We start from the raw sequence: 22,183 nt of genomic DNA on the forward strand, positions 1-22,183 counted from the left end.
ATATCGGCACAACAAATCAACCAACTTTGATCACCCCACGGCAAGAAGGAAACTTCGAGCAGCCCCAGAACTGCTGACCTTTGTTCTCACCTCGTTTGGCCTCTCGTAGCACCATCTCACTGCCGCACTTGGGACAGGCAACCGAATCGTCCTTAGCCTCTTTAGCTTCAACAATGCTTTTAACGTGTTTCACATGCTGACGGTGGGTAGCAAAGGTGCGTGGATATCGTCCTGATTCTATCTGCTGAACAATCATGGCCACCTGCTCCTCAGACAGCAGCGGTTCAGTCCTGGATTTGATGTACTTCACATAGCCCAAACCACGGGTGACGTTATCCGGCATCGGGGTTTTGAAGGTACTGTCCCCGACAAACACCACCACAGAATGTAACTGATCGCTCTCCAGCCCCAGCAATTCCTGCAGGGCTTTCACATGCTTGTAGTTTTGATGCAGCGGGTTCTGAAACTTTTGCGAATGCTTGAAGATCTTCTGCGTCCACTGCTTCTGATTAGTACCACCAAAAATCCAGCCTTTCATGTTCTTCGTCTCAACGACGAATACGCCGTACATCGACACAATCACATGATCAATCTGCGTAGTACCCTCTCCAGAAGGAAGGGTGACGTTCTTGATCAGCCGATAGGTGTCTTTATCCAGGAAGTGTCTGGTTGAAAAATTGACGAGGAATTCGCCCATGACGCCTTTGAACCAGGGCGACTTGATGACTACTGCCAGTATGAAAAGCGGTATTAGATACCAGAAACCAGTGAATAACTGGGTAACCAGTAAGGTAAAATCCATTTCGATAATCCTTTCCCTGTCAGGAGACAGCCTGACTATAAGCGTGTTCTATTACTTCACTTCCAACTAACCAGCATTCCAGATACACCGTTCTCAGGCATGCTCTATTAGAAGCCCCAGCCCGATCACACAAGCATGCGGAAGAAGGTCAGCAACAGACCTTATTCTTTTGAAGCAAAAAGCTCGAATACTTCTTGCCTTGTCATATTCTTTGTCTGGTTCTTCAACTCGTAAAACGACGGCTTCTCATCAATAAAGATCTGACTGTCCAGCTCGAATTGCTCGTCCTGGAACAATCCAGCGGGCAGAATGTACTCATTACTGGGCAACAGATGATAGAAGAGATGTGTCCCACACTGAGAGCAAAAGCCACGCTCCGCCCAGTCGGAAGACTGGTAGGTTGCTGGCTCGCTTCCTTTGAACGCGACGTTCGCACCACAATGAACAGCAAACATGGGACCGCCAGACCAACGTCTGCACATTGAGCAGTGGCAGAGCCCAATTTTAGCGTGGGTATCCGCAACGACCTCAATAGAACCGCACAAGCATTTTCCTTTCATGAAATTTTCCATATTAGATTGGTGGCGTTTCGCAAAATCGAAGTAAGTCGACCTAACTATAGAAGGTGTCTACTCTTCGTGGGTAAATCGGATGCTTAACGCCCGCATTTGCGACTTGTTTATAGCGAAGCGGAAAATAAGTACGACAATATGCGTTTGTTAAGCGCCGTTGCTCCAGCAACCATTACTCTGACAATCAAAGAATATAACCTCACATTTGTTTCCAAGTTTATCCATAAGGATTTGGTTCACCCTATTACAAAAAGCTTGGTCATTACCAAAAACAGAAACAGCTATTTTCTTGACATCTGATTTAGCTATCCTATCAACAATATGAAAATCATGCTCTCCTAATCCCCAGCCATAAATCACAATATCAGCGGGCAAACTTGGCAACACCTCACGATATACGGTATTAAGATAGTAGCTACTATGGATGGATTTAACTTTTTGCTCAGATGTTCCCTCACTGACAAATAGTGGAACGTAGCTACCTTTTTTCCACTTAGATAAAATACCCTCTAGCAAGCTCAGCCCGTCAGAGGATATTTTCTTTTCATTTTCAATCTTATCTCTTGCCAGTATAAGATTTCCGTGTGGATAAAAAACAAGCGAGCAAGTTTTCTGATTCCTAATAGGCTCTCTAAAACGCTGCCAATCATCATCAAATTCAGCACCAAAAAAGCAATCCTTAAAGGCATGTTTATCATCGATATCTAAACCATACATCATTGCCCAATAGACTATTAGATCGTAGTTTAATGATATTATCGTTTTGAAACCCTTAAGAAACTCATAAATTATTGAAATTTTATCGGAGACAACTTCATGCTCTGGATGAATATCTCTTACAGCTGCTATCAAACAGTCTCTAACATGAGAATATGCCTGCTCTGTTTTTTCATCGTGTATTTCGAGAGACTTATTCACATTTGTAGCTTGCCACACGATCCTTAGAATCAGTTCAAAATCTTCGGTATGGAAGAAATCAAAGATATTTTGCACGTCTTCGGTGAGCAACCCATTATCTGTTGCATGCTGCTTTAGCGAGCCATACGAGAAGCCTGAGTCAACCGCGATACTAGCGCCATTGCCTAAAAGAATGGCTCCGCCATAATCTTTTTCAATGTCTTTCCATTTATAAATTTTGTACGACAATCCTCAATACTCCCTGACGCTTAACGCCTCAAACGCCGGCGGCCCGTAGCGACGTCCGAGTTCTTTGGCTTTTTAAATTGCATGTACCTGCATATCCATCTTAATTGACTTAGCCAAACCAGCCAGGTCACCGTATATAGTTTTTGCATTTATGTTCATTTTTCTAAGAAGAGCATATATGTTTTCATAAATTGTATATGGAACAACAAATTTCAATAAACGAACATTTTTATACATATCACTAGAAAGAAGTTCTTCAATTCGTTTTTCCTTATCACCGGAAATTAAAAATGTTCCTGACTGCCTATCTATTCTCGCATTCAGCTCTAATGGTTCTGTAATCCAAACAACTTCATAAGAGAACCTATCAACTACATCATCAAACAACTCATCTTGCTTCCCGATGATTTCATGCCTCGTCTTTTTAAATGTAGAGTCACGTCTCGAAATATATGCTAACGACTCATCCATGATTGAACTGTAGTCTAGAGCATAAATAGCTAAATCATTCTTAAGAAGCGGATTATAGGCTTCTAGTGCGAAATACAAAGCAACATACGGACTTTCTGTAAAGTCTATTAGCCGTGTCGGTGCTCCGTAGTGTTGCATTACTGACAACCAAGCAAGCTTGCTCTTTGGCTCATGCTCATCGCCATTATAAATATGGTATTTTGATTTGAATAAGTTAAGGTAGTGATCTTCAAATTTGCTGGCTAGTGCACTACACCATTTATCACCTATAGTACGCTCTAGTGTTGACTCAAGCTTCCAGTTTGAATCTGCGTGCCCTCTATAGATGAAACTATTCGGCAGTTCATTCATAGAACGGATCAGGTCTTCAGAGTCTTTGATTTTTATTTCTGAAATCACCCTCTAACCCTCGTATACTCTTCATGCATTTGTTCTAAAACCTGAGTGTTTGTTGCTTCCTCTGCAACAGTCACTACAACCGCATCGCCTTTCATTTTTATATTTTTAGGCTTATTCCCCTTTGAAGTAACAACCCTAGCAGAAGCTGTATTACCAGTGGCTGCGGTAGATTTAGCTACAGATTCGGCAACTTCTTCATTTAATGCTTCTCCGATCACTTCAAGAGTTCCTGATGATGCTCCCATGCTTTGTGCATAAACAGATAAGGGCTTTTGAAAAAGCTCATCAGCATCAACAGGATTTGGCCCAGTAAATGTTGCCCGAAACTTTCGTATTGAATAAGCGCCTCGTAGCTTATCTAGAAAGTCTTCTGGGTCGGGTATGATATCAATTCTGACATCAACTCCAGTATCGATTACTGTTTTGGTTGTAGAAAGAAGGTCTTTTATTCTTCTTGCAATACTTGAAGCATTGGGCGCCAACTTAGACTTCTTTGCTATACCAATAAGCCCAATCCTTGCATCAAAAATAACAACCGTATACGGCCCCGAGTCATCCAATTCATCAATAAAATCACCTGATTCCTTGTCGAATTTCTCAACCGTCGTCTTTGTAGTTCTACCTACAGCGAAAGATCCTGAAAAATCATCAAAAAGTTTCACATTTCCGATGTGCCACTCACTTCCGCTTGATAAAGTATATTCTGGCTTGTCATGTATAGATTTGAGAAATATATCCCTTGAGGATTGGTTATCGGCCAATAATGGTATCTGAGAAGGCTTTATAAACTTTGCCCTGTATAAGTGATATTCACGAGTCCCCAATGCTCATTCTCCTTGTGATCTATGAATGCAATTTAACGCCCCGCTAAGCGCAGCGTAGGCTGTCCGGTGGAGGCCTCTTTTTTGTGGCCGGAACGAATTTGGCGGTTTGTTATGCATATTGATACCAATGAAGAAGCTTTTCTAAAGCCTCTTCGGATTGGATGTGCATTTTATAGATACGATCTGAATGCCCTAGCTTAGTGCTGATGTATTGCAAATTTGAATGTCGGCCCTCATTTTCAGAGGTAGGCTCATACACTTTCTCCATCACCGCCTCTGCGAGATACATAGGGTAAACCTCAAGATAAACTGATACTTTACTTTTATTTTCTTCTATGAGAGCTAACTCACGCCCTGACCTCGTTTGAAAACAAGAAAGCTTTTCGCGTTCATCTCTAAAAATAACAACCGGAGATGAATCCAGTATTTTTCTAGCTATGGTTGGATTCAATTCCATACCTCTCTATGTAATGCATAACGCTTGGTTCAGGTGCGCCGTAGGCGTCACCTGGAACCACTTGTATGGATAATTCCGTGTGTTTTCCGGGTAAATTGGGACCCACCCTCAACGGCCATTGAGGGCCTTCATGCAGCAGCTCGATTGAGCGACGGCTCCTCTTGCGAGAGACCGATAACAAGTGGGTAGCGCTGCATGACTCGTTAGCGATAACTCGAACAGTCATCGGGGCCCCGAGCCCGCATAGCAAGGCAGAGTTAGCTTATGACCATACACACAGAAAGCCAAATTGAAATCAACGTCGGCGTTGACGTCGGTAAATCCACACTCGATATCGTCCTGCATCCGCTGGACCTCCATTTCCAAATCCCGAACGAAGAAACGTCTATCCGTAAGATCGTTCAGATCCTTAAATCCCAAAATGTCACACGCATTGTCACGGAAGCCACGGGCCGCCATGAACATGCATTCGTGTTTGCTTGTGACCAGGCAAACCTGCCCATTGTCGTGGTCAATCCTGTCAGCATCAGGCGCTACGCCCAGGCCATCGGCGTACTGGCTAAAACGGATAAGATTGATGCCAGTGTCATCGCCCGTTTTGCCGCAACCATACAGCCTGATATTAAACCTATACCCGACAAACAATCCCGCCTGATCAAGGACTTACTCATTCGGCGTAGCCAGCTGCTTGAAATGCAGACCATGGAGAAAAACCGCCTCCAGATCTTGCCCAAAGCCCTGCACCGCTCTATCAAAACATTGCTACGCTCACTTGAAACTCAGATAAAGACTATCACCAAACAGATCGATGAAGCCGTTATGCAGGTCAAGCATTGGCGTACCAAAACCGAGATCCTGACCAGCGTGCCTGGTGTCGGTAAAGTCCTCGCGTACACCTTGCTCAGCGAGCTTCCGGAGCTCGGTAAGCTCAACCGTAAAGAGATCGCCGCACTCGTCGGTGTCGCACCCATGAACCGAGAAAGCGGCACCTGGAATGGCAAACGGCGTATTCGCGGAGGCCGTCACCGTATCCGCACGGTCATGTTCATGGCGATGCTGTCATCCATCCAATGTAACCCCGTCTTCAAGCGCTTTTATGAACACCTGAAGTCTGAGGGTAAGCTGCCCAAAGTGGCGATCATCGCCTGCATGCGCAAGCTCATTGTAGTGCTAAATACCATGCTCAAAAACGAAGAGCTTTGGCGTCATAAAACAGCCTGATTATTTATGCTGGACACCACAGTCACTTGTTAGAAGCGATTTTATAATTCTCTGAGTGTATATTCTATGCGCGGTCCACTAAATGCTCTGGCTTCTATGATAAACAACCCTGTAAAGGGTAGTGAGATTGTACCTGTGCCACCATAGCTAAACCTAAGTCTTTCTGGTTCCTTCATGGAGATTCTAATAGTGTCTAGGCAGGATATATACCTGTAATTTTGAATCTCTTTATCTTGGTAATTAGCTTCCTTTATAGAAAAGTAGTCCTTTTTAAATTCCATTAGTCCAATATCAGTTTTTGAAATTTTTTCAGGCGAACTTCTTATCACTTCAAATAGTGCCTCATAATCACAAACCTCATGGACTAAAGTATTTTCTGCTAAAACAGCGTCAAAGCTAAATTGTGTTTCAAATCTAACTTTTTTATTAATATTCTGCTCTAAGAAATTTCTGAATTCATTTACTTCTGTATATACAAGTGGAATATATGATTTTTTATATTCTACGATTTTTTCTTTGTTAAAATAATCATAAAGCTGTATTGAACCTAGAATTGCGCCAACAACCCCTCCAATAGCTATTACTACTTGTAGTCCTTTCTTCAAATTTAATATGATTTTTTTATTCATGGCTTTCGATAGAGTTATGTGATGAGAGGTTAAGCTTCTAACAGCCTGTTAATGAGGTCTGCGACCTCGTAATAATTATTAGCGGGTATACCTTTAAATTCCTTTCGTGCCATGCAGCCCATTGATAGATAAGGTTTTAATTTTCATAGAACCGACAAAAAGGTATATCCGCTCGACAGGGAACCGCTCAGCAGGTACGACCGGCACAGGCAACGAGAAGAACATCAGAGGTAAAACGTGAAGAGGTGAAACCATCCCTAATACTCCTTCATTACATGCTGACCGCAACCGTGCTCGAACCCATAATCAGCAGGGTACTCCCTGTCATCCATTCCCAACACTATAGCCAGTGACTCTGCGACTGACCACCCAACCTAAGTAAAATCCCCAACTGGGCGTTCAAGGCGCAGATAGTTAAAGCCTGCCAAGCCAGTATTGCGGGCGACGACGGTGGTGGGCGATGGCCAGAATCTGAAATTCACCAGCCGTCTCGCGGTAGATGATAGACAGGGGAAATCGATGAAGGGGCGCGCTGCGGATATCGGGCTGCAATTGTATCTGCCAGCCTTTGGGGGACTGACCAATCAGACGGGCCAGGGCCTCAAACTCCTCTATCAAGGCACCACCCAAACCAGAGACTTTCGATTCATAGTAACCGACTGACTCCAGTAACTCGGCTTCCGCTGCCGGGTGAAAGGTATAGTTCATTTAATCAGTGCTCTGGCCTTTCTCATAACCTCATCAGCAGACACCGCCTGGACCGAGCCATTATTCAACTCTTCTGCTCTGCGCCGGGCTTCTAGCAACCAATCAGCTTTGAGATCCTCTTCCGAGGGTGATTCAAGGCTGAGCACCAGCTTCTGAACTAACTGGGCGCGCTCTTCCTTTGAAAGATGCAGCGCTTCATCTTCAATTTGCTGGAAGTTCATAGACAAACCTCTTGTACACATATCGAACAATTTTGGCACGTATACCAACCAGACGCCACGAACAAAAAACACCCTACAAACTTACTACTGGCACCTACTCCTCCCCCTCGGAGCAGCCGAGCATCGCAGACCAGTCGGGATCAGTGGCTGAAATGTCTGAGGCGCGAAGCGCCGAGTTGTTCAGCCGCTCCGACTGGACGAGAAGCACAGGGGAGCCGAAGGCCTGCTCCGCGGGGGTGCCCTTTCTTTTGGTTCGTTTTCTTTGGGCACGCAAAGAAAATGAACACGTCTCCCAAAAAAGAAAAAGCCCACCGATCTCTCAGCAGGCTTTAGCTCTGACACCAGGCATTACTTACATGGCACTGGCGTTCAATAACATCCGCATCGCCTCGGCGAGTTTCTTCTCGGCTCCCGAGTGATCACCGGCCTTGTGCGCTGCCATACCTTCATCGTGCAGCTGCATCACCTGAGTGCGTACCTCATCGCTGACCTTGATGTTGGCGAGTCCGTTTTCTATCGCTTTGCCGTCCATGGGGCAGTGGCCTGCCAAAGCGGTTGCCGACAGCGTTGACGCCAACAGCGCCGTCACGCACATGGTTTTTAATCTGGACATGACCCACCTCTCTTTCGAGTGATATTCAACGGTCTGAGTATAGTTCAGTTACTCCAGGCCAAAGCGCTAAACAAAAAGAGCCCACCGGTTCCCCGGCAGGCTCTTTCGTTCAAGCAGGTGGAAAAGTCAGCTACGCATTAACGGAACACGAATTCCCCTGCTTCAACATCCACCACAATCTCAGTCTCCGGCTCGTATTCCCCAGCCAGCAACCGCTGCGCCAGCGGGTTCTCAATCCACTGCTGAATCGCACGCTTCAGCGGACGGGCGCCGTAGATCGGCTCGAAGCCCACTTCCACCAGTTTATCCATGGCGGTGCTTGTCAGTTTGATGGTCAACTCACGCTCGGCCAGACGGCGACGCAGACGTTCCAGCTGGATCTCGGCAATACCGGCCACCTGTTCCTTGCGCAGGCTGTGGAACACCACTACCTCGTCGATACGGTTGATCACCTCGGGACGGAAGTGGGTGCCCACGGCTTCCATCACCGCCGACTTCATCAGGTTGTAGTCGTCATCATCGCTGTAGTTCTGGATCAGGTCAGACCCCAGGTTGGAGGTCATCACCACAATGGTGTTGCGGAAGTCTACGGTACGGCCCTGACCATCGGTCAGACGACCATCTTCCAGCACCTGCAGCAGGATGTTGAACACATCCGGATGCGCTTTTTCCACCTCATCCAGCAGCAGCACCGAGTACGGCTTGCGGCGCACGGCTTCGGTCAGGTAACCGCCCTCTTCGTAACCCACGTAGCCCGGAGGTGCACCGATCAGACGGGCGACCGAGTGTTTTTCCATGAACTCGGACATGTCGATGCGCACCAGCGCTTCCTCGGTATCAAACAGGAAGCTGGCCAGGGTTTTACACAGCTCGGTTTTACCCACCCCGGTCGGGCCGAGGAACAGGAAAGAACCGTTGGGACGGTTGGGGTCCGACAGACCGGCGCGGGAACGGCGAACAGCGTTGGACACGGCCACTACCGCTTCGCTCTGGCCTACCACGCGTTTGTGCAGCGCTTCTTCCATGCGCAGCAGTTTTTCGCGTTCGCCTTCCAGCATCTTGTTGACCGGAATGCCGGTCCAGCGGGACACGACTTCGGCCACTTCCTCTTCGGTTACCTTGTTGCGCAGCAGCTGATGTTCTTCCACCTGCTGGGCGCTGCTGTCGGCCGCCTGAACCTGTTTTTCCAGCTCCGGAATCTTGCCGTACTGCAGCTCGGACATCTTGGCCAGGTCACCGGCACGGCGGGCCTGCTCCATCTCGACGCGGGCCTGATCAAGCTGTTCTTTGATCTGCTGCGAGCCCTGTACGCTAGCTTTCTCGGCTTTCCACACCTCTTCGAAGTCGGCGTACTCTTTCTCCAGCGTGCTGATGGTCTGTTCCAGTTCGGCCAGACGCTTGCGGGTGGCTTCGTCTTTCTCTTTCTTCAGCGCTTCGCGTTCCATTTTCAGCTGGATCAGACGACGGTCGAGGCGGTCCATCTCTTCCGGCTTGGAGTCCATCTCCATGCGGATACGGGAACCGGCTTCGTCCACCAGATCGATCGCCTTGTCCGGCAGCTGACGGTCGGTGATGTAACGCTGACTCAGTTTGGCCGCTGCGATAATGGCGGAGTCGGTGATATCCACGCCGTGGTGAATCTCGTAGCGCTCCTTGAGGCCACGCAGAATGGCGATAGTGTCTTCTTCGCTCGGCTCGTCCACGATCACCTTCTGGAAACGACGTTCCAGGGCGGCATCTTTTTCCACGTACTGGCGGTATTCGTCCAGCGTGGTGGCACCCACGCAGTGCAGTTCGCCACGCGCCAGTGCCGGCTTGAGCATGTTGCCCGCATCCATGGCCCCCTCACCCTTACCGGCGCCAACCATGGTGTGCAGCTCGTCGATGAACAGAATGATCTGTCCTTCCTGCTTGGCCAACTCGTTCAGCACCGCTTTCAGGCGCTCCTCGAACTCGCCACGGAACTTGGCACCGGCAATCAGAGCGCCCATATCCAGCGACAGCACTTTCTTGCGCTTGAGGCCTTCGGGCACTTCGCCGTTGACGATACGCTGCGCCAGCCCTTCAACGATGGCGGTTTTACCCACACCGGGTTCACCGATCAGCACCGGGTTGTTCTTGGTACGACGCTGCAGGACCTGGATGGTACGGCGGATTTCGTCGTCACGGCCGATCACCGGGTCCAGCTTGCCGGACTCGGCGCGCTCGGTCATGTCGATACAGTATTTATCCAACGCCTGACGGGTTTCTTCCGCATTGGGGTCGTCCACGCTGTCGCCTCCGCGCATGTTGTTGATGGCGTTTTCCAGTGACTGGCGATTCACACCGCAGTCTTTCAGCACCTTGCCGGCATCGCTCTTGTCATCCAGCATGGCCAGCAGGATCAGCTCGCTGGCGATGTACTGGTCGCCGCGCTGCTGCGCCAGCTTGTCGGTCAGGTTGAACAGACGCGCCATGTTCTGGGACAGACGGATTTCACCATCCGGGCTGCTCACTACCGGCAGTTTGTCCAGCGCTTCACCCACCTTGGCGGTGAGTGTCATGCGGTCGGCACCGGCCTGACGCAGCAGGGGTGCAACGGAACCGTTCTGCTGTTGCAGGAAGGCTGCCAGCAGGTGGATCGGCTCCATCATGTTGTGGTCCTTGCCGATCGCCAACGACTGGGCATCGGACAGGGCCTCTTGAAGTCGTGAGGTAAATTTGTCGGGTCGCATGAGGTCTCCTGTGGATCTCTCTGTGCCGTGGGTCCGACACACGCAGTCAGACGGATCGGCAGTTTCTGTTACCACTATAGATAGGGGCATTCACAAATGCTTCAAGTCACCGGGCTGATTAAATTAGCATCAACTGATTCAATACCGGGCTGTCGTATTCCTGTCATGTCATACTGATACAAAGCTGTTCTGTTTGTTTTGCCATACTCATTACAGGACCCGACCATGAACCAGAACGACCGCTTTGACCCCGAAGACCATCCGGAACTGGAACAGACTGATTTCGACCGTATGACGGCCAAGGGCGTCAGCCGTCGTAACTTCCTGCGTGGCGGTGCTGCTGCCATGGGACTGTTCCTGGCCGCCAGCCCGCTGGCTCAGGCTGTAGCCGCTGCAACCCGCTCTGAATCCAGCAAACTGATGGGCTTCAAGGCCGTTGCCGCCAGCACTGCCGATAGCTTTGTCGTGCCCGAAGGCTATGTGGCCAAGCCGCTGATCTCCTGGGGCGACCCGATCATCAAGGGCGCTCCGGCGTTTGATGAATCCGGTACCCAGAATGCCGCGGCCCAGGCCGGCCAGTTCGGTGACAACACCGACGGCATGAGCCTGTTCCCGCTGTCCGAAGACCGCGCGCTGCTGGCCGTTAACAACGAATACACCAACCAGGAATACCTGTTTGCCCACGGTGGCAAGCAGGACCTGACCGCCGATGAAGTGAAGAAATCCCAGGCGGCCCACGGTGTGTCCATCTTCGAAATCCGCCGTAACGCCAAGGGCGAGTGGCAGGTTGATCCGGCCTCCGATTACAACCGCCGTATCACCGCCTACACGCCGATGGACCTGACCGGCCCGGCTGCCGGCCACGCGTTGATGCAGACCGCCGCCGATACCAAGGGCACTCGTGCGCTGGGTACATTCAACAACTGCGCCAACGGCGAAACGCCCTGGGGCACCTACCTCACCTGTGAAGAAAACTTCCACAAGTACTTCGCTTCACCGGAAGATGATTTCGATGTTGAACTGCCGGCACGCGACAAGCGCTACGGCCTGAAATCCGGCAACCGTGATTACCAGTGGTACCGTCACGATGAGCGTTTCGACCTGAGCAAGCACCCGAACGAACCGCACCGTTTCGGCTGGGTGGTCGAGATCGATCCGATGGACCCGAACGCCACGCCGAAAAAACGTACCGCACTGGGCCGTTTCAAGCATGAGAATGCTGCCCTGACCATCGACAACAACGGCCACGTGGTCGTGTACCTGGGCGATGACGAGCGCGGTGAGCACCTGTACAAGTTCGTCTCCAAGGCCAAATACAACGCCAACGACAAGGCCGCCAACCGCGACCTGCTGGAAGAAGGCACCCTGTACGTGGCCCGTTTCAGCGCCAACGATGGCGAGATCAAGGGTCAGGGTGAATGGGTCGAGCTGACCCACGGCAAGAACGGCCTGACCGCTGCCAACGGCTTTGCCGACCAGGCGGAAGTGCTGATCTTCGCCCGTGAAGCCGCCACTCAGGTGGGCGCGACCACCATGGACCGTCCGGAATGGGTGGCCGTACACCCGGACAACAAGGCCGTGTTCTGCACCCTGACCAACAACAAGAACCGTGGCAAGGAAGGCCAGCCGGTGGGCGGCCCCAACCCGCGTGCCAAGAACAACTATGGCCAGATCCTGCGCTGGTGGCCGCACAACGGTGACCACACCGACAGCCGCTTTGACTGGGACCTGTTCGCCATCGCCGGTAACCCGACCGTGGCTGAAGGCCTGTACGCCGGCAGCGATAACATCAATGCCGACAATATGTTCAACAGCCCGGACGGTATCGGTTTCGACAAGACCGGTCGCCTGTGGATCCAGACCGACGGCAAGTACAGCAACGAAGGTGAGTTTGCCGGCATGGGCAACAACCAGATGCTGTGCGCCGACCCGGAAACCGGCGAAATCCGTCGCTTTGCCACCGGCCCCATCGCCTGTGAAATCACCGGCCTGACCTTCTCACCGGACCAGCGCACCGTGTTTATCGGCGTTCAGCACCCGGGTGAGAAAGGCGCGCCGTCGCACTTCCCGGCGGGTGGCAACAGCAAACCGCGTTCCACCATCATGGTGGTACAGCGTGAAGACGGCGGCATCATCGGCGCCTGATTCACCCGCTAAGCGCAAACGGGGGCTGTCCAGTCGGGCCGCCCCCGTTTTGTTTTTCCGGGGCCGACGCCCCCTCTTCCCAACGCCCTTCTTTCCCTTTCTGTTGTGCATTTTCAGATCAGATTCAGTCGCACTGGTGTCTCATGTAATGCATGAAACGCCCCTGTGGGCAGGAGGACTGATATGAACAAGATGACCATCGCGATTGCGACGCTGGCACTGCTGCCAGGTTTTGCCTCTGCGGATGACCTGACAATTGACTCGGCCATTGGTGGCGCCATTGGTGGTGCCCTGGGCGGTGCCGTGGGTGCCGAACTGGGCGGACGTGAAGGCGCTATTGTCGGCTCCGGCATAGGTGCGGCTGTGGGCACCTCCGTGAATACACGCGACCATGATGACGGCCGGGACCGCCGTTACTACGACCGAGATGATCGCCGCTATCATGACGGTTATCGCCGTGAGCGACATAACCACTCCAGCTTCTGCCCACCGGGGCAAGCCAAGAAGGGCCGCTGCTGATTCGGCTTTACATAACTTTACCGCTGGCGAGCAGAGACCTGCGCGGAATTTAAGATTGAATTCAGCTGCACGGGTGTCTTATGGGACTGTACCCCAACGGCCGGACTGGGACGATCGACCGTACAATAACGAGGAGAGTCCTTATGAACAGGTATATTCTGACACTGGTACTGGCCGCCCTGCTGCCTGCCTCTGCAATGGCACGCGATCTGAACGGCGAAGCCATTCTCGGTGCCGCCATTGGCGGTGCTATCGGCAGTGCGGTTGGCTCCGAACTGGGTGGTCGTGATGGTGCAGTGGTCGGCTCAGGGATCGGCGCGGCAGTCGGTGCAGCCATTGGTGCGGAGGGTGATTCAGACCGCCACCGTTATTCAGACCGCTATCGACACTCGGATCGCGACCGCTACCGCCATGATCGCCACCGCCGTGTGCAGGTGATTGAGCGGCATTACTACCCGGAAGGTCGACGTACGATTCTGGTCAAACGCTATGACAAGCCCGACCGACATGGCCACTTTCACAACAAGCACTACAAGAAGCGTTACAAGCAGCACAAGCACTGGCACAAACACGACCGCCACGAGCGCGATCGTCACTGGCGTCATTGACGCTGTCTGAGCAGGTGGAACAGGGCCCGGCTCTCAATTGAAGAGGCCGGGCCTTTTTTATGCCGGTTCGATCCAGATCAGACTGGCCATGCGGCCGGTGCGACCATCACGGCGGTAGGAGAAGAAGTCTTGCTGTTCGGTGAAGGTGCAATGCTCTCCGCCACTGACCGACTGAATACCCGCAGCCTTGAGGCGCTGCTGCGCCAACAGATAGAGATCCGCCAGCCAGCGGTCATCATGAGTCGGTGAGGGTTTGAACGCCGCCTCAGCTTCGGCATCTCGCGCCATAAAGGCGGCACGTACTTCCGGCCCCACTTCAAACGCCAGCGGACCAATCGCCGGCCCGAACCAGGCACATACCTCGGCCGGGTCATCAAAACTGGCCAGGGTCGCTTCCAGCACGCCGTTGAGCAGTCCGCGCCAGCCGGCATGGGCCGCAGCCACCTGACGACCGTCACTGGAGGCGAACAAAACCGGCAGGCAATCGGCGGTCATCACCGTGCAGACCACACCCGGGGTGCGGGTCCAGCAGGCATCGGCCTCTCGCACCCGACCATCGCTGCGTGCTTCCACCACCGCAACGCCATGTACCTGGGTTAGCCATTGCGGCTGAGCGATACCCAGTTCGGCCTGCAGACGCTGTCGATTTTCAGCCACGGCCAGCGGATCATCATCCACATGATCACCCAGGTTGAGGCTGTTCCAGGGGGCGGCACTGACACCGCCCTCACGGGTGGTGCTCAGCGCTTGAATGCCGGGTGCCAGAGGCTGTTGTGGCCGAATCAGTTTCATCATTCAGGCTTCATGGTTCAGGCTTTATAGTTCGTAGTCGTACTCGGCGGCATCCTTCTTCAAGACATCCAGCAATTTCTGCATGTCTTCAGGCAGATCCACTTCCCAGGACACCAGCTCACCGGTTCCCGGGTGCCAGAGTTCCAGCTTTTTGGCATGCAGTGCCTGACGGCGGAAGTTGCGCATTACCTTTTGCATCGTCGGGCTACAGCCCTTGGGCAGACGGAAACGGCCACCGTACATCTGGTCACCGACCAGCGGATAATTGATGTGCGCCATGTGCACACGAATCTGGTGGGTGCGACCGGTTTCCAGTTTGAGACGAATATGGGTGTGGGCACGGAATTTTTCCAGCACCCGGTAATGAGTCACCGCTTCCTTGCCCAGACCGACCACCGCCATTTTCTGTCGGTTCTTGGAATGGCGTCCCAGGGGTTCATCGACGCTGCCGCCACCGGTCATCACACCGTTCACCACCGCCTCGTATTCACGCCCCATACTGCGCTCCTGTAGCTGGGAGACCAGCTCGGTCTGAGCCGCAATGGTCTTGGCCACCACCATCAAGCCGGTGGTGTCCTTGTCCAGACGGTGCACGATACCGGCACGGGGTACCTGATCGATATCCGGGCAGTGATGCAGCAGTGCGTTCATCAGCGTGCCGCTGTCATGACCCGCTGCCGGGTGTACCACCAGGCCGGCCGGCTTGTTGATCACCAGAATGTCGTCATCTTCGTGCACGATATCCAGCGGAATCGCTTCGCCTTCGTGCTCCTCGATACGCGGCAGCTCGGTGCGCACGCTGATCGCTTCGCCACCATTGAGCTTGTCGCGTGGGCGTTTGGCTTCACCATTCACCTTGAGCGTTCCGTCCTTGATCCAGTTCTGGATACGGGAGCGGGAGTAGTCCGGAAAGAGCTGGGCAGCGGCCTGATCCAGGCGCATACCGAACATCTCGGCCGGGACGTGCACATCGAGTTCTAGCAGTTCTGACATCTGTGATTTCTTCGTCGGCGGAGGTTTGGGCATGGGCTCCGGTTATGGTTAAATAGACCGGAATTCTCAGGCCAGTATAACCGAATCAGGCCACTCACGCCGAATCCGGCTCCAGTATCAGGAATCATTAACATGCGACCCTTGAAAGTCCTAGCCACCCTAGTGCTCTTTAGCCTGCTTTCCGCCTGCTCCTGGTTTGGCGGCGACGAGAAGGTGGCTCCGGATGTGCCGGAACAGGAGTTGTACGAAGAGGCGCTGAGTGCGCTGGAATCGCAGAATTACGACCTGGCTGTGGAAAAACTGCAGTTGCTGGAAGCGCGCTACCCGTTCGGTCGTTATTCCGAGCAGGCGCAGCTGGAGCTGATCTACGCCTACTTCCGCAATTACGAGCCAGCCTCCGCCAGTGCCGCGGCCGACCGTTTCATCCGTCTGCACCCGAACCACGACAACATCGATTACGCGTACTACCTGAAAGGTCTGACCGCGTTTGAGCAGGACCGCTCCTTCATTGCCCAGTACCTGCCCATCGATGTCAGCCAGCGCGACCCCGGTGCAGCACTGGATTCCTTTGAAAGCTTCTCCACCCTGCTGACCCGCTACCCGGACAGCGAATACGCGCCGGATGCCCAGAAGCGCATGCAGTTCCTGAAAAACCGTCTGGCTGCCTACGAGGTGCATGTGGCGGCGTACTACATGAAACGTCAGGCCTGGGTGGCGGCAGCCAACCGTGGTCGCTATGTGGTGGAAAACCTGCAGGAAACCCCGGCGGTGCCCGATGCGCTGGCGATCATGGCAGAAGCCTACACCGAACTGGGCATGGACGATCTGGCCAAGAACTCTCTGGACGTACTGCAGCTGAACTTCCCGGACTACAAGATCCGCCCGTTCAAACAACGCAGCGCAACCCTGCTGCAGACCGCCACCTTCGGCCTGCTGGGCGGCGAGCCACCGGCTGAACCGGCCCGACCGATTCCGCTGGCCGACCGTCAGCGTGCGGAAGCTGCCGAAGAAGGCAAGCAGGAAGAGCGTTCCTGGTTCAGCCGTATGACCTTCGGTGTGTTTGACGACGAAGACGAGACGGTACAGAAAACCGATCGCTAAGCTCCGCCATTATTTTGATACTGAAAAGGGCCTGCATCTGCAGGCCCTTTTTTATTGTGCCGGTGTTATCACCGCACCAATAAGAGATAAAAAAGCCCGGACAGGTCCGGGCAAAAAGGCTAGTGAGTAGCCGGCTTAGCTGGGAAAGGCGAAGGATGCACCTTCACGCACACCGGCCGAAGGCCAGCGCTGGGTGATGGTTTTACGCTTGGTGTAAAAGCGCACGGCATCCGGCCCATAAGCGTGCAGATCACCGAACAGGGAACGCTTCCAGCCACCAAAGCTGTGGTAGGCCACCGGGACCGGCAGCGGCACATTGATGCCGACCATGCCCACCTGGATGTTGTCGGAGAAGTAGCGTGCAGCTTCACCGTCTCGGGTGAAGATGCAGGTGCCGTTGCCGTACTCATGATCATCAATCAACGCCATCGCTTCCTGCATGCTGTTTACACGCACCACCTGCAGCACAGGGCCGAAGATCTCTTCCTGATAGCTGGTCATCTCCGGAGTCACACGGTCGATGAGGGTGCCGCCGACAAAGAAACCGCCTTCATGTCCGGCAACCTCGGGGTTACGACCGTCCACCACCAGTGTCGCACCCTGCTCCACCGCACTGGTGATATAGCCATTCACCTTGTCACGGTGGGCACCGGTAATCACCGGACCAAAATCATTGCTGCTGTCGGAGTAAGCACCTACTTTCAGCCCCTGCATGGCCGTCTCCATCTTTTCGATCAGAGCGTCGGCGGCCTGGTCGCCCACGGCAACAGCAACCGACAGTGCCATGCAGCGCTCACCGGATGAGCCGAACGCTGCGCCCAGCAACTGGTTCACCGCGTTATCCATATCCGCATCCGGCATGATGATGGCGTGGTTCTTGGCACCACCCAGCGCCTGACAGCGTTTGCCATGGGCGTTGGCGGTGCTGTAGATATACTCGGCAATCGGGGTGGAACCAACGAAGCTCACCGCCTTGATACGCTCATCGGTGAGCAGCGTATCCACCGCTTCCTTGTCGCCGTTGACCACGTTCAGCACTCCATCCGGCAAGCCTGCTTCCTGCAACAGCTGGGCAATAAACAGTACCGAGCTCGGATCACGTTCGGAGGGCTTGAGCACGAAGCAGTTACCGCACACCAGCGCCATGGGATACATCCACAGCGGCACCATGGCCGGGAAGTTGAACGGCGTGATACCGGCCACCACGCCCAGTGGCTGGAATTCACTCCAGGAATCGATGTCCGGGCCCACGTTCTTGCTGTGTTCACCTTTCAGCAACTGCGGAGCACCACAGGCATATTCCACGTTCTCGATGCCGCGCTGCAGTTCACCGGCAGCGTCATGGGAAATTTTGCCGTGCTCTTCACCGATCATGCGGCAGATCTCTTCGCTGTGCTGCTCCAGCAGTTCCTTGAAGCGGAACATGATACGGGCGCGCTTCAGCGGCGGAGTGTTGCGCCAGGCCGGAAAGGCGGCTTCAGCGGCGGCAATGGCTTCTTCTACCGTATCCTTGCCGGCCAGGGCAACCTGGCGGGTCGCCGCGCCCGTTGCCGGATTGAATACGTCCTGGGTACGCGCCGCGTCACTGCGTACTTCGCCATTAATCAGGTGTCCAACCAGTGCTGTCATGGTGTTTCCTCGTCGTTTCTTATCGTTAAAGTCGGTTAATCAGCGCAGTTCGTGCAGGGTGTCGCCCAGCGCATTGATCAGTCGGTCGATCTCGTCTGCTTCCACTGTAAAGGGCAGGCCCAGCTGGATAGTGTCGCCGCCATAGCGGACATAGAAGCCTTTCTGCCACATCTTCATCGCCACCAGGTAAGGTCGCAGAGCCGGCTCGCCCGGTGCATGCTCCAGCGTGATGCCGCCCGCCAGGCCGTAGTTGCGGATATCCTGCACACAGGGCGCACCTTTCAGGGCATGTAGCGATTCTGCGAACAGCGGCGAGATCTGTTTCACCCGCGGAATCAGCTGGTCGCGCTCCAGCAGATCCAGTGACGCCAGTGCAGCCGCACAGGCCACCGGATGGGCGGAGTAGGTGTAGCCATGCGGCAGCTCGACCATATATTCCGGTCCACCCTGCTCCATAAAGCAGTCGTAGAGTTCGTCTTTCACGATCACCGCGCCCATGGGCACCGCGCCGTTGGTAAGCTGCTTGGCGACGTTCATGATGTCCGGGGTAACGCCGAACTCTTCGGCACCGGTCCAGGACCCCATTCGCCCGAAACCGGTAATGACTTCATCAAAAATAAGCAGAATCTGGTGCTGATCACAGATCTCACGCAGGCGCTGCAGATAACCTTTGGGCGGCGGAATAACCCCGGCAGAACCGGCCATCGGCTCTACAATCACAGCAGCGATGTTGGAGGCATCATGCAGAGCGATCAGCTCCAGCAGCTCATCAGCCTGATCTGCACCATGCTCCGGCATGCCCTGGGTGAAGGCGTTTTCCGCTTTCAGGGTATGACCCAGATGGTCCGCATCCACGGCCTGACCATAGAGCGAACGGTTGGGGCCGATACCGCCAACACTGATGCCGCCGAAGTTAACACCGTGGTAACCCTTGGCACGGCCAATCAACTTGGTTTTGGTCGGCATGCCTTTCTTGCGCCAATAGGCACGGGCGATCTTCAGCGACGTATCCGCAGACTCGGAGCCTGAGCCGGTAAAGAACACGTGGTTCAGGCCTTCGGGGGTCAGCTCCTTGATGCGGTTGGCCAACTCGAACGAAAGTGGGTGCCCGAACTGAAAGGCCGGCGCGTAGTCCAGCGTGTTCAGCTGCTTGGCCACCGCTTCGCTGATTTCAGGGCGGTTATGGCCGGCACCGCAGGTCCAGAGACCGGACAGGCCATCAAAAATCTTGCGACCTTCGCTGTCGGTGTAATAGTTGCCTTCGGCAGCAACGATCATGCGTGGGTTTTGCTTGAATTCACGGTTGGCACTGAAAGGCATCCAGTGCGCATCGAGAAACGCCGGTGTGTATTGGCTCATGGGGCACTCCTGACCGAATCCGGTTCTGTATTGTTATTCTGTGGCGTCGTACAGGGTCTGAGCATCAGGCTGTCGCCACCGGATGTAGACTTTGCAACCCAACATCAGTTAAATAAATCTAAAAACACTAACCCTCAATTAAGTATTTATTTAACTTTGGTGGCTGTATGAAGGGATCGGAGTTCAAGGGACAGCTCAGCGATGTGGACCTGCGCATGCTGAGAATTTTCCGCGCAGTGGTTGAATCCGGCGGTTTTTCTGCCGCCGAGGTCGAGCTGAATATCAGCCGTGCAGCGATCAGTATCGCCATGGCGGATCTGGAAGTGCGAATGGGATTCAAGCTGTGTCAGCGCGGGCGTTCCGGCTTTTCACTGACCGATGAAGGCCGTCAGGTATACGAGTTTACCCTGCAGCTTCTCACTTCACTGGAGGAGTTCAAAACCCAGGTCAACTCGCTGCATGCCCACCTCAAGGGCGAGCTGAACATCGGCATTACCGACAATCTGGTGACCATGCCACGCATGCATATCACCCACGCCCTGTCCCATCTGAAGAAGATTGGCCCGGATGTGAATATCAATATTCGCATGAGTCCACCCAACGAGATCGAGCTGGCCGTTCTGGACGGCCGCCTGCACGTGGGCATGGTGCCGCACCATCGCGCACTGGCAGGCCTGAACTACCTGCCGCTCTACGACGAAACCTCATACCTGTACTGCAGCAATGAGCACCCCTTGTTTCATAGCGCGAATGTCAGCATTGAGCAGCTGGCGAATTGGGACGCCGTGGTACCTGCCTATGCGCAGAGTGCGGAGATCAAACGCCACTACCAGGTGCTCAACGGTACCGCGACGGCGACTGACCGCGAAGGCGTGGCTTTCCTGATCATGACCGGCGCCTATATCGGCTTTCTGCCCGAGCATTTTGCGGCCCGCTGGGTCAGTGAGAAACGTATGCGTGCCCTGGCCCCTGAAGACCTGCATTACATCACGCCATTCGCCGCCATTTCACGCAAAGGCGCCCGCCCCAACCTGGTTTTGGAGACCTATCTGGACACCCTGGGCCGCATTCAGTCCGAGGCAACTTAAAAGGTAAGCAAACGCTTATCTTTAAATAAACAAATAGGAATTTAATTAACAAATTGTGACCCGCAGACTGCTTCAACACCCTCGGCACAGGCACTGCTTTTCAGAGGGTGTGATGACCACACATAACAACAACACTGGGGGTCACAATGACTATCAAGCCCAAGCTTTCCGCGCTTTTTAAATCCTGCACCCTGGCAGCCGCCGTCAGCCTGCCACTGGCCTCAAACGCACAGGCCGATGACAGCTTCATCCTGGCGCAGGCCATGAATACCGATCACATTTTCCACGCCACTTCCGAACAATTTATCACCGAGCTGGACGCCCAAAACCCGGATTATGATGTTGAGTATCACCCCGGTGGAGACCTGGGTGACTGGACCTCCCTGTTCGAGCAAACCATGCAGGGCGCCATTCCGATGACAATCACCTATGGTGCCTCAGAGTTCGACCCGCGTCTTGACCTGACCTGGCTGGGGTATGTTGTGGACAGCTGGGAAAAAGCACGCGAAGTGTATGGCCCCGGCGGCCCCATGGTCGATGTGTACAACCAGATTCTGGAAGAGAATGACCTGGTGTCACTGGGTATTATCCCGGCCGGATTTGGCTCCATTACCATCCGCAAGGGTGTCGGCAAGGTGCCGACCAACTTCCCCGAAGATGCCAAGGGCATCAAAATGCGAGTCGTGCCGACCCCGCTCGCCGTCGAACGCTTTAACAACCTGGGCTTCAGCGCAGTCCCTATGCCGTTCTCTGAACTGTACACCGCACTGCAGCTGGGCACCGTCGACGGTCGTGCCTTTGGTCCTGCAGTTGAGATCTGGCAGATGCGTGATGTACTGGAAAGCTACGTGCTGACCCGCGACTATTTCGAGCACGCCTTCTGGCTGGTCAACAAGGACTGGTGGGATGATCTGCCGGAGCAGGAGCGCAAGGATATCCGGGCAGCCGCGGATGCCACACTGAATGTGGTCTGGGACAAGGCCCGCACCATTGATGAAGAGTACCTGGCCAAGGTTCGTGAACACGGTATTGATGTCGTTGAACTGACGCCGACCCAGCTGCAGAAAGCCAAGGACAGCCTCTACGCCAACGAATGGCCCTACATGGAAGATGTCGTCGGAACCGACATCATGGACATGATGCGCAAGATTGCCGCCATCAACTGATCTGTC

General features: G+C 53.7%; 22 protein-coding genes. 7 read left to right on the top strand and 15 right to left on the bottom strand.

Annotated elements, in window-relative coordinates; translation table 11 throughout:
• Positions 1–16: 16 nt before the first annotated feature.
• The 6 genes from O3C79_RS00375 to O3C79_RS00400 form a co-directional block, all read right to left on the bottom strand.
• On the bottom strand, positions 17–802 hold the full coding sequence (locus O3C79_RS00375) for a nuclease-related domain-containing protein (RefSeq protein ID WP_494384423.1): 786 nt from the start codon (positions 800–802) through the stop codon (positions 17–19).
• A 161-nt stretch (positions 803–963) separates the two neighbouring features.
• Positions 964–1,362 carry a GFA family protein gene (locus O3C79_RS00380; protein ID WP_494384424.1) on the bottom strand — a complete coding sequence of 133 codons (399 nt, stop codon included), beginning with the start codon at positions 1,360–1,362 and terminating at the stop codon, positions 964–966.
• A 159-nt stretch (positions 1,363–1,521) separates the two neighbouring features.
• Entirely contained in the window at positions 1,522–2,520 is a 999-nt protein-coding gene (locus O3C79_RS00385; RefSeq protein WP_494384425.1) for a DUF4917 family protein, read from the bottom strand.
• Between the two features lie 72 nt (positions 2,521–2,592).
• Positions 2,593–3,390, bottom strand: coding sequence for an FRG domain-containing protein (locus tag O3C79_RS00390; protein ID WP_494384426.1), 798 nt, complete (start codon positions 3,388–3,390; stop codon positions 2,593–2,595).
• Positions 3,387–4,214: a DUF4747 family protein gene (locus O3C79_RS00395; RefSeq protein WP_494384427.1), complete on the bottom strand. Its 828-nt coding sequence runs from the start codon at positions 4,212–4,214 to the stop codon at positions 3,387–3,389. Before O3C79_RS00395 ends, O3C79_RS00390 begins: the two co-directional genes overlap by 4 nt.
• A gap of 109 nt (positions 4,215–4,323) precedes the next feature.
• Positions 4,324–4,671, bottom strand: coding sequence for a hypothetical protein (locus O3C79_RS00400; RefSeq protein WP_494384428.1), 348 nt, complete (start codon positions 4,669–4,671; stop codon positions 4,324–4,326).
• 264 nt (positions 4,672–4,935) lie between these two features.
• On the opposite strand from O3C79_RS00400, the gene O3C79_RS00405 reads away from it, so the two are divergent.
• Positions 4,936–5,892, top strand: a complete 957-nt coding sequence (locus O3C79_RS00405; protein WP_494384002.1) for an IS110 family RNA-guided transposase — start codon at positions 4,936–4,938, stop codon at positions 5,890–5,892.
• 41 nt (positions 5,893–5,933) lie between these two features.
• Here O3C79_RS00405 and O3C79_RS00410 read toward each other — a convergent pair whose 3' ends face one another.
• From O3C79_RS00410 to clpB, 5 genes are all read right to left on the bottom strand, one after another.
• Positions 5,934–6,521: a hypothetical protein gene (locus O3C79_RS00410; RefSeq protein ID WP_494384429.1), complete on the bottom strand. Its 588-nt coding sequence runs from the start codon at positions 6,519–6,521 to the stop codon at positions 5,934–5,936.
• A gap of 414 nt (positions 6,522–6,935) precedes the next feature.
• Positions 6,936–7,229, bottom strand: coding sequence for a hypothetical protein (locus O3C79_RS00415; RefSeq protein WP_494384430.1), 294 nt, complete (start codon positions 7,227–7,229; stop codon positions 6,936–6,938).
• Positions 7,226–7,450, bottom strand: a complete 225-nt coding sequence (locus tag O3C79_RS00420) for an addiction module protein (RefSeq protein WP_494384431.1) — start codon at positions 7,448–7,450, stop codon at positions 7,226–7,228. The genes O3C79_RS00415 and O3C79_RS00420 overlap by 4 nt, the downstream gene beginning before the upstream one ends.
• Positions 7,451–7,802: 352 nt before the next feature.
• Positions 7,803–8,063: a PA2433 domain-containing protein gene (locus O3C79_RS00425; protein ID WP_076464813.1), complete on the bottom strand. Its 261-nt coding sequence runs from the start codon at positions 8,061–8,063 to the stop codon at positions 7,803–7,805.
• A gap of 137 nt (positions 8,064–8,200) precedes the next feature.
• On the bottom strand, positions 8,201–10,777 hold the full coding sequence (gene clpB / locus O3C79_RS00430; protein ID WP_076464816.1) for an ATP-dependent chaperone ClpB: 2,577 nt from the start codon (positions 10,775–10,777) through the stop codon (positions 8,201–8,203).
• A gap of 225 nt (positions 10,778–11,002) precedes the next feature.
• On the opposite strand from clpB, the gene O3C79_RS00435 reads away from it, so the two are divergent.
• The 3 genes from O3C79_RS00435 to O3C79_RS00445 all read left to right on the top strand — a co-directional run bounded on the left by O3C79_RS00435 (position 11,003) and on the right by O3C79_RS00445 (position 14,049).
• Positions 11,003–12,922: a PhoX family protein gene (locus O3C79_RS00435; protein WP_494384432.1), complete on the top strand. Its 1,920-nt coding sequence runs from the start codon at positions 11,003–11,005 to the stop codon at positions 12,920–12,922.
• A 183-nt stretch (positions 12,923–13,105) separates the two neighbouring features.
• Positions 13,106–13,441 carry a YMGG-like glycine zipper-containing protein gene (locus O3C79_RS00440; RefSeq protein ID WP_494384433.1) on the top strand — a complete coding sequence of 112 codons (336 nt, stop codon included), beginning with the start codon at positions 13,106–13,108 and terminating at the stop codon, positions 13,439–13,441.
• 143 nt (positions 13,442–13,584) lie between these two features.
• On the top strand, positions 13,585–14,049 hold the full coding sequence (locus O3C79_RS00445) for a YMGG-like glycine zipper-containing protein (protein ID WP_494384434.1): 465 nt from the start codon (positions 13,585–13,587) through the stop codon (positions 14,047–14,049).
• A gap of 57 nt (positions 14,050–14,106) precedes the next feature.
• Here the strand turns inward: O3C79_RS00445 and pgeF are convergent, their stop codons facing one another.
• Both pgeF and rluD read right to left on the bottom strand, forming a co-directional pair.
• A complete protein-coding gene (gene pgeF / locus O3C79_RS00450) occupies positions 14,107–14,844 on the bottom strand; it encodes a peptidoglycan editing factor PgeF (RefSeq protein WP_494384435.1) in 738 nt (245 codons plus the stop codon).
• A gap of 21 nt (positions 14,845–14,865) precedes the next feature.
• Complete coding sequence (rluD, locus tag O3C79_RS00455) at positions 14,866–15,834, bottom strand: 23S rRNA pseudouridine(1911/1915/1917) synthase RluD (RefSeq protein ID WP_494384436.1); 969 nt, start codon at positions 15,832–15,834, stop codon at positions 14,866–14,868.
• 132 nt (positions 15,835–15,966) lie between these two features.
• Here rluD and O3C79_RS00460 point away from each other — a divergent pair, with 132 nt between their 5' ends.
• Complete coding sequence (locus O3C79_RS00460) at positions 15,967–16,935, top strand: outer membrane protein assembly factor BamD (RefSeq protein ID WP_494384437.1); 969 nt, start codon at positions 15,967–15,969, stop codon at positions 16,933–16,935.
• Positions 16,936–17,070: 135 nt separating this feature from the next.
• Here O3C79_RS00460 and O3C79_RS00465 read toward each other — a convergent pair whose 3' ends face one another.
• Positions 17,071–18,564, bottom strand: a complete 1,494-nt coding sequence (locus O3C79_RS00465) for a CoA-acylating methylmalonate-semialdehyde dehydrogenase (RefSeq protein ID WP_494384438.1) — start codon at positions 18,562–18,564, stop codon at positions 17,071–17,073.
• A gap of 39 nt (positions 18,565–18,603) precedes the next feature.
• Positions 18,604–19,923, bottom strand: a complete 1,320-nt coding sequence (gene aptA / locus O3C79_RS00470; RefSeq protein WP_494384439.1) for an omega-aminotransferase AptA — start codon at positions 19,921–19,923, stop codon at positions 18,604–18,606.
• A gap of 167 nt (positions 19,924–20,090) precedes the next feature.
• Between aptA and O3C79_RS00475 the strand changes: the two genes are divergently transcribed.
• Together O3C79_RS00475 and dctP are read left to right on the top strand one after the other, a co-directional pair.
• Positions 20,091–21,011 carry a LysR family transcriptional regulator gene (locus O3C79_RS00475; protein WP_494384440.1) on the top strand — a complete coding sequence of 307 codons (921 nt, stop codon included), beginning with the start codon at positions 20,091–20,093 and terminating at the stop codon, positions 21,009–21,011.
• Positions 21,012–21,157: 146 nt separating this feature from the next.
• Positions 21,158–22,177, top strand: a complete 1,020-nt coding sequence (dctP, locus tag O3C79_RS00480) for a TRAP transporter substrate-binding protein DctP (RefSeq protein ID WP_494384441.1) — start codon at positions 21,158–21,160, stop codon at positions 22,175–22,177.
• Positions 22,178–22,183 lie beyond the last annotated feature (6 nt).

The sequence above is a fragment of the Marinobacterium sp. NO-S09 genome (assembly GCF_059179545.1).